Consider the following 16,237-nt stretch of genomic DNA (forward strand, 5'->3'; position numbering starts at 1 on the left):
AGAACAAACGGATGGGAACCATGCTCGGCTATCGCTCGCTCTTCACGGTGGCTCGCGGCTCGCTGCACGGTGCCGAAGTTGAGATGCTCATTGCAAGCCAGCTCCATGCATGGCTGCGCGGCAAGGGTCTGAACGCCGACGCCGTTACACCTGGGACGGTGTCCGACGTTGGACAGGGGGCCGAGGCGGTGCTCTCGGTTGAGGAGACTGCGTCGGGAAGCACGTCGTCCCGGTTTCTTCTTACGGAGGCGTCGGGATGGACGTCGCAGGTGGTCGTCCATGACCCGCGCGACGGACGCCATGACCCGTGGGTTTGGATCGACGTCGTCAGTCCCGACGAGCGGACCGTCGCCAGGACGCCACGCCTCGCCAAGATGGTTCTCGAGTTCGTCGACGCGCGCGACGGCGGAGCGGTCCTCGACCCAAGTGTGCGAACGCTGTTCAAGGAGGACGTGCCAGCACTCATCACTGCACTTCGCGCCGCGGACCGCCGTGGCCCTGTCTTCGTCGCGGGCAGCAGTCGCGACCTGCCGATGGAGGCATGGCGCAGACTCATCGAGCGGCTCCTTCGGGACACGACCGGCCTTGCTGCCGGTTTCGTGCTCGATCCGGCCGCGACCGAAGAGTTCGAGCGCCAGGTCGGCGGATCTCACGCCGTCGCGCCGGGCACGCTGCGAACGTTCGTCAGTGGCGTCGACTTCGACGACGCCCTCGATGGAAGGCGTCACAGGACTCTCACGACGGAGCGCATCGCCCTGGATCGCGACGTACACCTGCTCCGCGTCCTGGGGCGCGTGGCGCGAGAGCACACGCTGACGCTCCCTCTTCCTGGGAACGTCACTCGGGTCGAGGCCCGCCTCATCCGACAGGCCGACGAGGACTTCCTCAAGTCCGCCGGCATCGCATCCACACCCAAGGCAACCACCGCGGCCCAGCAAGCCGACGTGGCGGAAGAGGCCCTCGAGCCCGAGCCCGAGGACGAGCTCGATCTCGACCTGCAGACTCCTGCGGAGGCCGAGCAGGGAACGCTGGATATCGGGGTCGATGCGCCGGCGACGCGCGCGCGGCCCGACAGCCCGACGTCCCGCCGTCCGGTCATCAAGCCTCGGAACTCGGGTCCGGTCCCGCACCAAGCGACCCTGCACGAGGCAGTAACTCCGTCAGAACCGGAACTGAAGGCGACGTCGAAGCCCACGGCGTCGCCGGAGGTGGCCGTCCGCGAGAGCGGGCTCGTTGCGCGCGTGATGGCGGCCCTGCGCCGGGTCTTCGGGACGCAGACCGTGACGCCCGAGGCCATCGAGGATCTAGGGGACCGCGCCGCGCAGGTCGGACCGCTTCGCTCTCTGTTGAAGCGTAAGGAACTGGCCGAGCTGTCCCTCCAGGACACGATCGGCGGCTTGCGCGCGAAGCATGCGGCGTCGATCCGCGAACGAGACGACGTCATCCTCGAATGGCAGGAGGAAGCGGAGCGGGCACGTCGCCTGGACGCCGAGCTCACGGCCCTCAAGAAGGCCACGGCTGAGGCGGGCTACGGTGAGGTGGCCTGGGCGGACCACCTGCTCGGCGACGACGTCGAGAGCCTCACCCCGACGTCCTTCGGCGACCTCCTGGTTGCCTGGCAGACGGCGCACGAGGAGGGCGCGCTAGCCTCGGTCGTGTGGATGGGCGATAACGTAGCGATGCTGGACCTTGACGAGCACGAGCCGGCCGCGGGGTGGGCGGGCGTGACGTGGACGATCCTACGGGCGCTCGACGACTACGCCCGGGTGTCGAAAGACGGGTCATTCAAGGGGTCCGTGGACGACTTCCTACGTGTGACCCCGCCCGGCTGTCAGGGTTACTCCGCCAACAAGCACGCGATGACGGAGAGCGAGGGAGTCCGCAGTAACGACAAGTACGCGGCACCACGCCTGCTGCCCGTGCCCGAGACGATCGACCCAAGTGGCCGCATGTATCTTTGGGCACACTTCAAAATCGCCAATTACGCGATGGTGTCACCGCGGATGCACTACCTCGACGCAACGGCGACCGACGGAAAGGTCTACGTGGGGTACATCGGGAGACACCTCCCGCTGCCCAAAATGAATTAAGGAAACGCGAGATGGACCGCGCCAGCCTCGCGTTGTGCAGGGCTCGTGTCGGGGGCAACGTAAGTTGGAGACGCTGGCCAGCGCAGACGAAGCCGCCGGCAGCGAACGCAAGGAGAGAACGAAGTCGTGACGAAGCGAAAGCTCATCGAGGTCGCCCTACCCCTCGAGGCTATCAACCGTGCATCATTCGCGGAGAAGAACCGGAAGGTGGGAAAGCCGCAGAATCTACATCAGTGGTGGTCCCGGAAGCCGGTGACGGCGGCCCGTGCGATGTTGCTTGCCCAACTCATAGATGATCCCGGGTCCAACCCTGAGAGGTTCGCCACCGAGGACGCCGTCCGCGACGAGCGGGCGCGCCTGCACAAGCTCATTGAGCGCGCTGTCGAGTGGGACGAGATCATGCGCGTCAGCCCGGATCTTGCAGCTGATCTTCGCGCGGTGCTACCCGATGTGACGATCACCGATCCCTTCATTGGCGGTGGATCGATTGCGCTCGCCGCCGCACAGCTTGGTATTGACTCCCTCTCAAGTGACCTAAACCCGGTTGCGGTTGTCTTGTCCCGTGCTCTCGTTGAGGTTCCAGGGAAGTTCACCGGGCGCGATCCGGTATTCCCAGGGGTCGGAGGCGGCCGGCTAACCGAATGGACGGCGTCGTCCGGGCTCGTCGCGGACGTGGAGGCATACGGGGCTTGGGTGCTCGCGGAGGCCCGATCCCGCCTCGATGCGCACTACCCGAACGTGAATGGCCGGCCGGCGCTCGCATGGGTGTGGGCTCGGCAAGTCGAGTGTCCTAATCCAGGCTGCCGAATTCAGGTTCCGTTGGTCTCCAAGTGGACGCTCGCAAAGAAGAAGGGAAAGGAGGCGGTAATTGTTCCGCGAATCGTCAGGGACTCTTCCGCTCCTGGTGGGTCACGATTCGATTTCTCGGTCAGCAGGGATAAAGGCGACCAGCCATCTCGCGGCATGATGTCCGGCCGGCTCGGCACCGAGTGCCTTAGCTGTGGCACGGCAGTTCCCATCGCGCACGTTCGCCACGAAGCCCAAGCGGGACGCTTGGGGCTGACGCTGACCGCCGTCGTCGCTGATGGAGGTCGATCACGGGAATATTTCAGCCCGTCCGACGAGCAGGTCAGAGCCGCGCGAGTCCAGCGCCCCGAGGATTCGGTTGGCGGTGCGATCTCAACGAACCCCCGGTGGTTCTCGCCGCCGCTCTACGGGATGACCGACTTCAGTGACCTATTCACCGACCGTCAGCTACTTGCCCTGACAACCTTTAGCGATCTTGTCGTCGAGGCCCGCTCGAAGGTGTACGAGGATGCACTCGCCGCCGGCGTCCCTGCGGGTGATCCTCTGGCGGAAGGTGGCGTTGGTGCAACTGCATACAGCGAGGCGGTTTCCCTCTACTTAGCGCTCGCCGTAAGTCGCCTCGCAAACTGGTCAAACAATCAGTGTTCCTGGGAGTCAACTGGTGAGGTCTCGCAGCAGATGTACTCGGGCCAAGCGATGGGCATGGCGTGGGATGTCTCTGAGGCGAATGTGCTTGGTGAAGGCAATAGCGGTTCGTTCTTGGCATGTCTTCGGAATATCGTGGGCCCATTGAAGATGTCCAGCCTTCGCGGCGAACATCGAGTCATTATGGAAGACGCGCGGAACGCGACGTTGGCGGGATTGGTAGTTGCAACCGATCCGCCGTACTTCGACAACATCGACTATTCCGACCTTTCCGATTTCTTCTATGTTTGGCAGCGCAGAATGCTTTCGGGGGTCTTCCCTGGTCTCTTTAGGACAATTCTTGTGCCCAAGGGCGAAGAGTTGGTTGCGAATGCTCACCGTGCTGGAGGCAACGATGCCGCCGCCCTTGAGTTCATGGCCGGATTCCGGGAAGTTTTCGCCAGGTTCCGCGACTCTGTAGCGGAGGACTATCCGGTGGTTGTCTACTATGCATCAAAGCAAGCCGAGGCCCTTGGTGAAGGCAACAGTCGCTGGTCCACGATTCTGCAATCGATGGTGGATGAGGGTTGGTCTGTCGTCCGTACGTGGCCAATCCGCACGGAGAACGCGAGTCGACGCGTTGCGATTGGCGCCAACTCTATGTCGACGTCGAGTGTACTTGTTCTCAGGCCGCGACCAAAGGACGCTCCAAAAGTCACGGTGCAGGAGTTTCTCGGCGCACTGCGTACGCACCTCGCGCAATCACTCGCAAATCTGGAGGCGGCGGGCGTTGCACCTGTCGACTTGCAGCAGTCAGCGATCGGCCCGGGTATTGAAGTGTTTAGCCGATTTGGCGCCGTGCTCCAGCCGGATGGGACTGCGATGTCGGTCTCGGCCGCACTCCTGCGCATCAATGATGAACTCGATGGCCTAATTAATGAGCAAGAAGGCGACCTGGATGCACCCACTAGGTTCTGTGTTCAATGGTACCGGTTCAGCGGGTACGATCCCGGGTTGTTCGGCGATGCTGATGATCTAGCTCGCGCCCGCAACACTTCCGTCCAAGTAATGGATCGAGGTGGCGTTCTTGCTAGCCGTGCAGGGAAGGTGCAGTTGCTGCGGCCGCGTGAGTTCGCTTCCTCGTATGACCCAACGACCGACCAGTACATCTCGGCGTGGGAGGTGCTCCACCACCTGATTAGGGCCCTGGAAGTGGACGGAATTGGCCCCGCAGGCGAACTCTTGCGGTTATCATTGGCGCGCCCGGCGGGAGACGTCCATCCCGACGAGCTCAAGGAGTTGGCGCACCTACTGTTCCACATCGCAGAGACGAGCGGCCGCACTGCGGACGCACTGAGTTTCAACACGCTCGTGACGACCTGGCCGGAGATCATCGAGGTGGCCCGCTCGACCCCGGCCGGCACCGGCTCGACGCAGGGCGCGTTCAGCTTCGACGAGGAGGACTAGTCGTGCAGAAGACCCTCACGGCGCAGGAGCATCCGCTGCGGAAGGTGTTTTCCAGCGACTACGAGTTCGAGATCCCCGACTACCAGCGGCCGTACCGGTGGGGCACGGACCAGGCGCTTCAGCTGCTCGACGACCTTGAGGAGAGCCTTGAGCGCGACCCGGACGACCCGTACTTCCTTGGGTCGCTGGTGCTCGTGCAGCGATCGGAGACGCAGTTCGACGTCATCGATGGCCAGCAGCGGCTGACGACGTTGAGCCTGCTCTTCAGCATCCTTCGGGACCTGAGCTCCGGGAAGTTCGCAGGCGAGTTAGCCGACCTCGTGCTGGAACCTGGCTCCGAGCTTGCCGGTATCGCGCCGAAGCCTCGCCTCGCACTGCGCAAGCAGGACCGCTCGTTCTTCTCGAAGTACGTACAGACTCCGGGCAACATCGGTGCGCTCATCGAGGTGACGGACAGCGCGGCGGGGAGTGAGCCGCAGCGAGCCATCCGCAACAACGCGTCCGTGCTATACAAGCGCCTCCTCACGTGGGACGAGTCGAAGCGTCGCCTGCTCGCGACGCTCGCGAGCACCCGGACCTTCCTCGTTGTGGTGAGCACGCCCGATCTCAACAGCGCCTACCGGATCTTCAGCGTTATGAACGCGCGAGGCCTCGATCTCGCGCCTGCCGACATCTTCAAGTCCAAGGTCATCGGATCGTTGGACGACGAGTCGGACTATGCGAAGCAGTGGGAAGCTGCAGAGGAGGCACTCGGCAGCGACGACTTCACCGAGCTGTTCCGAGACCTCCGAACCGTGGTAAACGGAGACCGCGCCCGACGCGAGCTGCTTCGCGAGTTTCCTGAGCAGGTTCTGGATCAGTACCTGGACGACGGTCGCTCCGCCGAGTTCATCGACGAGTTGTTGCTGCCTTATGCGAAGGCGTTCGAGCGCACGGTCGCGCGAGACTTCGGCCCGGGCTATGAATGGCAGACGGTCAACGACTGGCTCAAGCGCCTCGCTCTGATCGACAACAAGGACTGGCGCGCGTGCGCGCTCTGGGCGTTGAAGCACCACCCCGACGACGCGCCCTTCCTTGCGGAGTTCCTCCGAAAGCTGGAGCGGCTCGCGGCGAGCTTCTTGCTGCGGCGCGAGTACACGACGCCGCGCATCACCCGCTACCTGGACCTGCTCAAGCAGCTCAAGGACGGAGACGGGCTCGACGCGCCGGCCTTTGACCTCTCGGCGCAGGAGAAGGAGGAGTCGCGGGACGCGATCAACGGCGAGGTCTACCGCATGCAGACGCAGCGGGCCCGGTACGTGCTGCTGCGGCTCGACGAGCTGCTCGCCAAGGAGCCGGGCGCGAGCTACTCGCACAGCATCATCAGCATCGAGCACGTTCTCCCGCAGACGCCCGCGGCGGACAGCGAGTGGCTGGTCGCTTTCACCGAGGACGACAGGGCCTACTGGACGCATCGGCTGGGCAACTTGCTACTCCTCAACGCGCGGAAGAACAGCCAGGCGCGAAACTACGACTTCGCGACAAAGAAGGCGAAGTACTTCACGACGTCGACCGGGTCCGCGGTGTTCGCCCTGACGACGCAGGTGCTCGGGCACGACGTGTGGAACCCGACAGTCGTGGCGGCACGACAGCAGGAGCTTTCGGCCCTGCTGACCAACGAGTGGGAGTTGTCCTGAGATGGCACTGAGTAACCGCGACCGCGTCAACCGGATGTTCGAGGTCATGGCGCCCGCGCTCGACGACTTCATCTCCGGCGTCGTCGGGCGGGCAAACCCGCAGCTCGGCGCGCAGTGGGCCAAGCTCGTGGCAGCGAAGGACGCGAAGAAGGGAGTCGACAAGCAGTACGACCCGCTCGACCCGCAGGTCCAGCTCCGCATCTTGACCGAGGGCAACATCACTGCCGCGGTCAAGCCCGGATGGTTCCCGTTCGATGAGGCGCTCGGTCGCGCAGGTCAGTTCTACGCGAGCGAGCTGCGCGAAGTGCGCAACACGTGGGCACACAACGGGTCGTTCTCCGACGACGACGCCTACCGCGCTCTCGACACGGGGGAGCGGCTACTCCGCCTGGTCGGGGCGCCATCCGAGGCAGACAAGGTGGCGGCTACGCGGCAGGACCTGCGCCGGGTGGCGGCGGACAAGGAGGACAAGAAGGTCCTCAAGGCGGCGGTGGACCTGCCGACGGCGTCGGGTCTGCATCCATGGCGTGAGGTGTTGCAGCCGCATGACGACGTCGCGACCAACAACTTCGCGGCGTCTGAGTTCGCGGCAGACCTGTACAAGGTCGCGACGGGCGACGAGAAGGACTCGGGCTACGCGGACCCGGCGACGTTCTTCCAGCGGACCTACTTGACCGAAGGTCTCTCGCAGCTCATCGGGCGGGCGGTGCGACGTATCTCGGGCGACGACAACGCACCCCCCGTGATCAACCTTCAGACGAACTTCGGCGGCGGAAAGACTCACTCGATGCTGTCGCTGTGGCACGTGGCGGCTGGTCTGCCGCTGGGCGTGTACCCGCAGGAGACGCAGGAGTTGCTGCAGGCGAACGGGTACTCGGGCACGAAAGTGAACCGGGTTGCGATCGTCGGCAACCACTTCTCGCCGTCGGGCGTCACGAAGGCCGACGGCACTCGCGTCAACACAATGTGGGGCGAGCTGGCATGGCAGCTCGGTGGGGCCGAGGCGTACGCGATCGTCGCGAAGTCCGACATCGACCGCACCCACCCCGGCCAGGCGCTCCACGAGGTGCTCGCGCGCTACGCCCCTGCCATCATCCTCATCGACGAGTGGGTCGCCTACGCCCGCTCGCTCGTCGGCCGTGACGACCTCGCGGGTGGCACGTTCGACGACCAGTTCACCTTTGCGCAGACGCTGACCGAGGCGGCCAAGGGGACTAAGGGTGTGCTGCTGGCCATCTCGATCCCGGCGTCGTCGACGGGCGACGACGTCGAGAAGGAAGTGGCGGGGAACGCCGAGGAGGTCGGCGGGTCCAACGGCCTGGAGGCGCTCAAGAGACTGCAAAACGTGGTGCGGCGTGTAGCCGACCAGTGGCGGCAGGCGTCGCCGGTCGAGGCGTACCAGATCGTCAAGCAACGCCTCTTCAAGCAGCCCGATGCGGCCGCGCTGGCGGCGATCAATGCGACGGCGAAGTCGTACATGGAGATGTATCGCAATTACACCGACGACTTCCCGCGCGAGGCCCGTGACATCGCATACGAGGACCGGATCCGGCGGACCTACCCGATCCACCCGGAGCTCTTCGACCGGCTCTACGAGGAGTGGTCGTCGCTCGAGCGTTTCCAGCGCACACGTGGCGTATTGCGCCTGATGTCGACGGTGATCCATGCCCTGTGGGTCGGGGAGGACGCCTCGCCGATAATCATGCCCGGGTCGGTTCCGCTCGCGACCGCGTCCGTGAACGCTGAGCTGACGCAGTACCTGCAGGACTCGTGGAAGGCGATCATCGACGCCGACGTCGATGGCCCGAACTCGGAGCCGGCCCGGATTGACCAGGCAAAGCCGGTCTTCGGGCAGCGGGCGCTGACGAAGCGGCTCGCGCGCACGGTCTTCTTCGGCGCCGCCCCGACGATCGGCTCTGCGCACAAGGGCCTGGAGACCCAGCGGGTCTTCCTCGGGACGGCGATCCCCGGAGACGTGCCAGGCAACTTCCACTCGGCGCTGACCCAGCTCGCGGACCGGGCGACGTATTTCTACGCCGGGTCGGGCAAGTACTGGTATGACCTCCAGGCGAACATTACCCGCACGGCTAAGGATCAGGCCGAACGGCTACACATCGAGGACGTGTGGGTCGAGATCGTGCGGCGCCTCCAGGGCCAGGCGCGTACCAGCGGTGACTTTGCGGGCGTGCACGTGTGCCCGGACTCGAACGCCGACATCCCGGACATTGACGAGGCTCGGCTCGTCATCCTGCACCCGAAGGTCGCGCATAAGTCGAAGACCGACTCGCCTGCCAAGGCGTTCGCGTTCAAGGCGACCGAGCAGCGGGGGACGGCGAACCGGACTCATCGCAACATGGTGGTATTCCTCGCCGCGGACGAGGCGCGCCTCGAGGAGCTCGTCACGGCCACGCGCGACTACCTCGGGTGGAGCCACGTCCTGGTCAACGAGGCCGACCTCGACCTGACTGCGAACCAGCGAAACCAGGCGATGCAGCGCAAGGCCCAGGCCGACCAGACCGTTGAGGCGCGGCTGCTGCAGACCTTCACCTGGACGCTGGTACCGGCCCAGCCGGACCCGGCGGCGCCTTTCGGGATCCGCGAGGTGAAGGTCGAAGGGCAGGCCCCGTCGTTGGCGGAGCGTGTCTCGAAGCGCCTCGGGTCTGACGGCGACCTATCGACACGGCAGGCGGCGTCGAACATCCGGCTCTCCATTGGCAAGGTGCCGCAGATCTGGGCGAGCGGCCATGTCTCGCTCGGCACGCTGTGGGGGCTGTACTCGCAGTACCCGTACATGCCGCGCTTGCGAGACGAGTCGGTGCTCGCGTCCGGCATCGTCGACCTCCCGCTGCTCTGGTCGACCGATGCGTTCGCGCTCGCGACCGGATACGACGCGGACCAGACGCGCTATATCGGGCTCTGGACGCCGGAGGACAAGGAGTCTGCGCCTGCTGCGAACGACTCGGTCCTTCTCGTCCGCCCGGACGTTGCCGTCGTCCAGCGCGAGCGGGAGGCTGCGGCTGTGAGTCCAGCGCCGGAATCGGTCGGCCAGGTGCCCGGCGACAATGGCGAGACTACCGTGGAGCCAGTTGTATGGCCGGCTCCCGTCGACCCGCCCATCGTCGTCGAGCTCGCCAAACGATTCTTCGGCGTGAAGGAGCTCAATCCGGACCGCTATGCACTGGAGTTCAGGAACATCGCTGAAGAGGTCATCGCCAACCTTCGTGATGTCGGGGCGCAGATGACGGTTCGGATCGAGATTGAGGCGACGAAGCACGACGGTTTCGGTGAAAGCACGATCCGCACGGTGTCGGAGAACGCGAAAACCTTGAAGTTTGAACAGTCGGGATTCGAAAAGTCGTGAGGGCGCCTCGAGAGGTCGGCTCGGCTGTCGAGGTTCGAGCCGTTCACGGCGACCCACTTCATCCAGTGCGCCGACGCGCTTGTCAGCGCGACGATGGAGCGTAATGACGGTCACCGGGTCTCCCAGGCCACGGTCCTGCGGCTGCCGGTGACTGTGCCTCGGCGAGGAGTTGGTCGCCGAGGATCCACTTTGAGCGGGAAGACCGCGACCTCACCGTGCTCCGGCGCCAACCGCCCGTGCGACGTACGGCGCAGCTGACCGTCTTTGCGGGCGTACCGACGGGTGAGGCAAGAAGATGCCGTGACTAGGCGTGTCGTACTCTCCAAGGAACACATGTTCGCGATGCGTCCGCAGCTCCGTTTCGAATGGCACGCGAGTTGCACGAGCGCTCGGAGCAACTGCAGAAACCGCGGAAATTCAACGATTCTGAGACCCCTGACTTGACGATCAACTTCTGAGATTGCCACTCTGATGTGAACTCAGTCACACATGGTCGGAGGCCCGGATCTGCGGATTTCCGCAGGTCCGGGCCTCTTTTTGGGCTCGGGGCCCGATCCATGACCACATGCGAGCCCACGGAAGCTAGAAGCACCGACTTCCGCGGTGTCCGCACACGCTCAGATGGCACGGCCCATGGAGTGACGAGCACGACCTGCCCAAGTCCTTGGTGAGCGCGTGCCCCTGCCGAGGTGGAGGCGACAACACGCTGTAGCGTCTTGCCCGAGACTGCCGCCCCCGCTCAGGCAACACGAGGAGTGATCCCGCAAGTGGCCACGGACTTCAACGATTTCTACGGCGAGATGCGTATGTGCACCATGCGGCTCAGGCGCGCAGAGCGCGACCCCTCCATGACGCCGGCGGAGATCCGCGACTACGAGAAGCAAGCACTGGATCAGATCGATGGCTTCACGGGTGACTGGCTGCACTATGCGGACGGCTACGCCGTCGCAACAAACACGGAGTCCGAGTTCTTGCGCGACCACAACAAGGCGATGGTCAAGTTGCTCACGGTCGATGCACTGCAGCGTCCTGGGGCGCAGGAGATGACACGCGACGAGTTCACGCGCCGGCTTCGTGAACTCAAGGAGCTCCTCACCCGACTCGATCGCACGATGCCACCGCGAATCGCGACGTACATGGGTTCGTACGCGTCCAACATCGCCCACGTCGACGAGGAACTCTCATCGCTACCGACCTCGACAGGGCGGGCACTGGCGACAAGTTCTGGGCAGTCCAAGGGTTCGGGGTGCTACGTCGCAACAGCGGTGTATGGCACGTACGACTGCGAGCCCCTCTGGACCCTGCGCCGGTATCGCGATGAGCGGCTAGCGCTGACGATGTCTGGGCGGGCGTTCATCCGCATCTACTACGCCCTTAGCCCGACCTTCGTCCGCACTCTGGCTCGCTTCCGCGGAGTCCAGGTACCGATCCGGGCAGTTCTGGACCGCTGGGTTGTTCGCCTTCAGGACCGCGGGTTCGAGGGCCGCCCCTACGCCGATCCCACCAACGTGACGAGCCGCTGAACGGCACTCAACAGTCTCCTAATGGCGCTCGGTAGTCGCACTCCCTCCTCGTTCATGCGATTGGCGCTGCGGGGATCTTGGCGCGCACGACTGAACGTGAGTCCGCCGAACTGGCTGCCCGGCTCATTGCCACGCGCTACGAGGAACCTGCCCCGTAGCGACACCCTTCCGAGCAGGGTCTGCTGCACGGATAGGTGACAACTGACTTTGCCGGAGCGCTGTGGGAGTGTCGGTGCGACCGCGTTGCGGTCTGCCGCGCATCTACAGGCCGGCCGTGCGCCCGTTGACCAACGTCAGGGAAAGCATGGCGCCCTCCGGCGACACGGCACTCGTGGCGCGCTCGATGTCCTGTGAGTCAGCGAAGCGGCCGCCACTGTACTCCGGCAACATGGTGGTTACGCGGACTTGGGACTCCTCGACCTCGGCGATGTCGTGGTGCCGTATGCCGTCGAGTACGCCCTTGTCGACGCCCTGGAAGATGCGGAGCAGACCGCGCGAACCCGGGGCTGGGAAGAACAGCTCCTGCCCCTCGAACACCCCCAACTCGTTCTCCTCGACACGGCCACGCACAGCTCGCCGTCCGAGCCTTTCAGAGACCCGCGTCGGGAGCCAGTCCACGGCCGCTGCACTCCCTGCGTAGTCCGCCAACGACCCCATCGCTACCGCCGTGACCGAACTGAAGAAGTCATCCGCGTCGGCGTGTAGGACGTCGCCAAGCATTTGCGCCGAGCGCTTCTCAGAGCGGCCCCGGGCGACCCCAAAACGGTCAGTCATCCACCCCACTTCGTCGTCGCCAGGATCGACTGCCAGGTACCTCACCGAGTCGCCTGCCGAGACGGTCGATACGGCGATACCCGTGGGCGTGGTCCCGTTCACGCTGAGCGACGCCAATTGAGTCACAGCTCGAGCTAGCTGGTTGACCGCGTATCGGCTGCTCGTCGTGCCTTTGCACTCGAGCAGCCGATGCGAGACCCGGCGTGGCTGGCGTGGGGAGGGGAGCTGAATCAGGTAGTCCGGCTGCCGGCCCGCGACCATGCGGGCATAGATGCCTGGGTACGCTCCCTGAAGGACTTGGTCAACGTCGGCGAACCGAATGGCGCCGGTAAAGCCCTGGGCGCGGCACCAGTGTTCAGCCAGCAACGCTCCGAAACCCACGCCGAGCTCCTCGGACATCACTCGCCGTTGGTTGCCTCGCACCTGCCTTCCCGCGGTGCCAAGGCGTAGCTCGCCTGCACTGCCTCGGTCGAAGACACCTAGGTAGCGCAGCCGGCCCCAATGCTCGTATTGACTCGTGACGTCGCTGGGGATGAGCGGAGCCGTAAGGCGTGAAAGGCGGAGCATTGCATCCACTGGGCGTACCCGGATCGCGCCGCCAAGCCCCGCAGCTGGCGTGACCACACCCTTTACGGGACTTCCCGGATGATCGGCCCGGGCGGCCCGATCGACCTCCGCTGCAAGCGCGGCGTCGCTTCGGCCGTCGAGGGACACCGTGGAGTTCATCATGACGATCGCCGTTGGCAGATCCATGGGCCTATTGGTACACGATCGGTGCCTGCTGCAACACACGAGGTGGCTCCGGGAGCGACCGCTGAACCGTGTTCCCCGGCCCCCGACTCGTCTCCGCGATCGTCGACCGAGTCACGTTCAACGCCCACGTCCTGCAAACCGGCACGGAGTCCACCGACTCCGCACCTCGAATAGGCGAGCAGCAGCCACCCGCTGAAGATGATCAACTTCTAGGTGTTGCGGGTCATGACGTTGGTGACGCGGGGTTGGGCGTGAGGAAGGGGTAGGCCTGGCGGCAGGATGGAAGTGCGACCAACCGTCCTTGCCGAGGAAGACCTACCCCTTCATGACTCACGCTAACGCCCCGTTGACCCCTGCCGGACGCCTGCGCCTGATCGAGCGCTGCCGGAGTCGTCCGATCGCTCACGTCGCTGCTGAAGCGGGCATCTCGCGCGCTTGCCTGTCGAAGTGGAAGCACCGCTACGACCGGCTCGGGGAGGCCGGCCTGCACGACCGGGCGAGCGTCCCGCACAGGTCGCCGACCCAGCTCCCGGACGAAGTCGTGAACCGGATCGAGACACTGCGCCGCCAGCGCAAGTGGTCCGCGCGGCGGATTGCGCTCGAGCTCGTCGGCGAAGGGCACCGGGTCAGCGAACGGACCGTGGGCCGGTGGCTGGAACGCCTGGGGATCAACCGCCGCCGGTACCTGGACCCCGACGGCTCCTCAAACCGTCGCCCAGGCACGATCGTGGCCCGCTACCCGGGTCACATGGTCCACATCGACGTCAAGAAGGTCGGGCGCATCCCCGACGGTGGCGGATGGCGCGTCCACGGGCGCGGCTCGGCCCAGGACAAGACCGCCCAGCGCGCCAAGACCCGCGGTGCCCGGGCCGGATACGTCTACCTGCACTCCATCATCGACGGGTACTCCCGCCTGGCCTACACCGAGCACCTGCCCGACGAGAAGGCCTCGACCACGATCGGCTTCTTCCACCGCGCCCGGGCCTTCTTCGCCGCCCACGCCATCCACCGCATCGTGCGCGTCGTGACCGACAACGGTGCGAACTACCGCGCCGCCACCTTCGCCCGCACCGTCACCGCCCTCGCCTCACGCCACCAGCGCACCCGCCCCTACACCCCGCGACACAACGGCAAGGTCGAGCGCTACCAACGCATCCTGACCGACGAGGTCCTCTACGCCCGCGCCTGGAACAGCGAAGACGAACGCGCGCAGGCGATCAGCACCTGGAACATCCACTACAACTACCATCGACCCCACACCGCCGCCGGGAACCAGCCCCCAGCAGCACAACTCCGCTCAGGCGTCACCAACGTCATGGCCAGCAACATCTAGGCGTTGGGTCAGGCGGGACACCGTCCGATGGTCTCTTCCTGTTCGGAGGGCCGTGCGTCCCTGACGGCCGCCGTGACCCGCGTGCGGCTCGGAGGGAAGCGCGGGCACGGAACCAGGAGGTTGAGAGGGCGCGCACGACTGCGCCCGCGAACTACGGGAGTGCGCGCGTGACGTGCTCGAGCCAGCGGGCGACGGTGGCCAGCTCGTCGGGGGTGAAGCCCTCGGTGAGGCGGTCGTTGAGCTCGGCGAGCGCGGCGCGGACGTCGTCGAGCGCCGCGGTGCCGGTGGGCGTGAGGTCCAGGCGGACGGTGCGTCGGTCGTCGGGGTCGGCGCGACGTCGCACGAGGTCGGCGCGCTCCATGCGGGCAAGCAGGCCGCTGGTGCCGGCGGGGGAGGCCTGCAGGGCGGTCGTGACCTCGCCGATCGTCGCGCCGGGGTGGTCGGCGAGGTGCAGGAGCACGCCGGCGGCGGGGGCGCCGAATCCCTGGCCGCCGTTCCCGGTGCCGTGCGCGCTGCCGCGTCGCGCGATCCAGCGCCGCATCTGACGCTCCGCCGCGGTGGTGAGGAACACCAGCCGTGGCGGTCGACGCGTCATCCTCGCGGCTTCCTGGCAGGGAAGCGGACGTTGCCGTCCTCCTGCGCCGGGGCGGCCCCCGCGCGGGCGTCGAGCCAGGCGAGGAGCTCGGGCCAGAGCGTGTCGCGCAGGCCCCGGCGGAAGAAGCCCATGTGGCCGATCCTCTCCACGCCGCCGTCGGTGGGGCTCCACGTCCGTCGCTCGACGCGAGCGGCCGTGAGGCGGTCGGTGATCGCGTCGATCTGGGTGGGGGTGGCCCACGGGTCGTCGGTGAACCCGACGGCGAGGACGTCGCCGGTGACGCGGGCCGCGTCCGCGGCGGCGTGCATGGTCGGGTCGTCGAAGAAGTAGCCCGGCAGGGTCGACCAGCGGCCCCACTCGAGCATCGCGGCGGCGGGCATGTCCTCCCCGAGGCTCAGGCGGCGGCCGGGGACGTAGCCGAGCATCCGGGCCGTCGCGGGGCCGAGCACCCGCAGGATCAGTCGGACGCGCGCCCGCTCGGCGCGGTCGGGGACGGTGGACGTCGCGGCGACGTGGGACGCGACCGTGACGAACCCGGCCAGGCCTCGGGAGCCCCGTCCGAGCGCGAGCGCGTGCCCGCCGATGCTGTGCCCGACGGCGAGCTGCGGCACGTCGCCGAACCGCGGGCGGGCCCACGCGGCGACCGCGGGGACGTCGTCGGCCATCCAGTCGCGCATGCGCAGGCCGCGGTGGGCGCGCGGGCTGCCGGACCGGCCGGTGCCACGGTAGTCGTAGGTGACGGCCACGTACCCGTGGGCGGCGAGGAACTCCGCGAACCCCGTGTACAGGCGCTCGGGGACCGCCGTCGCGGGGTGGATCACCACGACGCCGCGGGGCGGCTCCGCGGCGGGCCTGCGCACCGTGCCGACGACCCAGCCGCCCGCCGGGATCTGGATCCGCAGCTCCTCGGAGTCCACCGTCGCCAGGTCGTCGTTTCGCATGCGAAGTACCCTAGCGGGCGTGCGAAGCACGTGGACGAGCGGCCGAGAACGGGTCGTGTGTGGCACGCTTCGGTCGTGAATCCGCCGAACCGGCCGCGACGGGGCTTCTGGTACCAGGTGTGGCGACCGTTCCGAGCCCTCGGGCGCGGCATCGCCAGAGTCCTCGAGCTCGTCGACCTCGTCGGCGTCGTCGTGAACGTCGGGCGCGGCATCGTCTGGCTCGTCCGGGGCGTGGGAAGCGTCGTGGCGCGTGTCGTCGACTGGTGACGGCCCGCACTCGGGCCGAGAGCCCG

The 16,237-nt window shown here is 66.3% G+C and carries 10 protein-coding genes; 7 read left to right on the forward strand and 3 right to left on the reverse strand.

What is annotated here, in order from left to right:
- The first annotated feature begins 11 nt into the window (after positions 1-11).
- The 5 genes from ACZ402_RS05575 (at position 12) to ACZ402_RS05595 (ending at position 11,548) form a co-directional block, all read left to right on the forward strand.
- The gene (locus ACZ402_RS05575) at positions 12-2,090 is read left to right on the forward strand and encodes a hypothetical protein (RefSeq protein ID WP_375824584.1); all 2,079 of its coding nucleotides are present in this window, start codon (positions 12-14) and stop codon (positions 2,088-2,090) included.
- A gap of 126 nt (positions 2,091-2,216) precedes the next feature.
- The gene (locus tag ACZ402_RS05580) at positions 2,217-4,988 is read left to right on the forward strand and encodes a DUF1156 domain-containing protein (protein WP_375824583.1); all 2,772 of its coding nucleotides are present in this window, start codon (positions 2,217-2,219) and stop codon (positions 4,986-4,988) included.
- 2 nt (positions 4,989-4,990) lie between these two features.
- A complete protein-coding gene (locus tag ACZ402_RS05585; RefSeq protein WP_375824582.1) occupies positions 4,991-6,664 on the forward strand; it encodes a DUF262 domain-containing protein in 1,674 nt (557 codons plus the stop codon).
- Between the two features lies 1 nt (position 6,665).
- Complete coding sequence (locus tag ACZ402_RS05590) at positions 6,666-10,025, forward strand: Swt1 family HEPN domain-containing protein (protein WP_375824581.1); 3,360 nt, start codon at positions 6,666-6,668, stop codon at positions 10,023-10,025.
- A gap of 767 nt (positions 10,026-10,792) precedes the next feature.
- A complete protein-coding gene (locus tag ACZ402_RS05595; protein WP_375824580.1) occupies positions 10,793-11,548 on the forward strand; it encodes a CFI-box-CTERM domain-containing protein in 756 nt (251 codons plus the stop codon).
- A gap of 261 nt (positions 11,549-11,809) precedes the next feature.
- Here the strand turns inward: ACZ402_RS05595 and ACZ402_RS05600 are convergent, their stop codons facing one another.
- Positions 11,810-13,075 carry a hypothetical protein gene (locus ACZ402_RS05600; protein WP_375824579.1) on the reverse strand — a complete coding sequence of 422 codons (1,266 nt, stop codon included), beginning with the start codon at positions 13,073-13,075 and terminating at the stop codon, positions 11,810-11,812.
- Between the two features lie 325 nt (positions 13,076-13,400).
- Here ACZ402_RS05600 and ACZ402_RS05605 point away from each other — a divergent pair, with 325 nt between their 5' ends.
- A complete protein-coding gene (locus ACZ402_RS05605; RefSeq protein ID WP_375824688.1) occupies positions 13,401-14,408 on the forward strand; it encodes an IS481 family transposase in 1,008 nt (335 codons plus the stop codon).
- 151 nt (positions 14,409-14,559) lie between these two features.
- Here the strand turns inward: ACZ402_RS05605 and ACZ402_RS05610 are convergent, their stop codons facing one another.
- Together ACZ402_RS05610 and ACZ402_RS05615 are read right to left on the reverse strand one after the other, a co-directional pair.
- On the reverse strand, positions 14,560-15,003 hold the full coding sequence (locus tag ACZ402_RS05610) for a MarR family winged helix-turn-helix transcriptional regulator (RefSeq protein WP_375824578.1): 444 nt from the start codon (positions 15,001-15,003) through the stop codon (positions 14,560-14,562).
- On the reverse strand, positions 15,000-15,944 hold the full coding sequence (locus tag ACZ402_RS05615) for an alpha/beta hydrolase family protein (RefSeq protein WP_375824577.1): 945 nt from the start codon (positions 15,942-15,944) through the stop codon (positions 15,000-15,002). Before ACZ402_RS05615 ends, ACZ402_RS05610 begins: the two co-directional genes overlap by 4 nt.
- A gap of 75 nt (positions 15,945-16,019) precedes the next feature.
- Between ACZ402_RS05615 and ACZ402_RS05620 the strand changes: the two genes are divergently transcribed.
- Positions 16,020-16,211: a hypothetical protein gene (locus ACZ402_RS05620; protein WP_375824576.1), complete on the forward strand. Its 192-nt coding sequence runs from the start codon at positions 16,020-16,022 to the stop codon at positions 16,209-16,211.
- Positions 16,212-16,237: the final 26 nt, after the last annotated feature.

It is taken from the genome of Cellulosimicrobium sp. NPDC030954 (assembly GCF_055571305.1).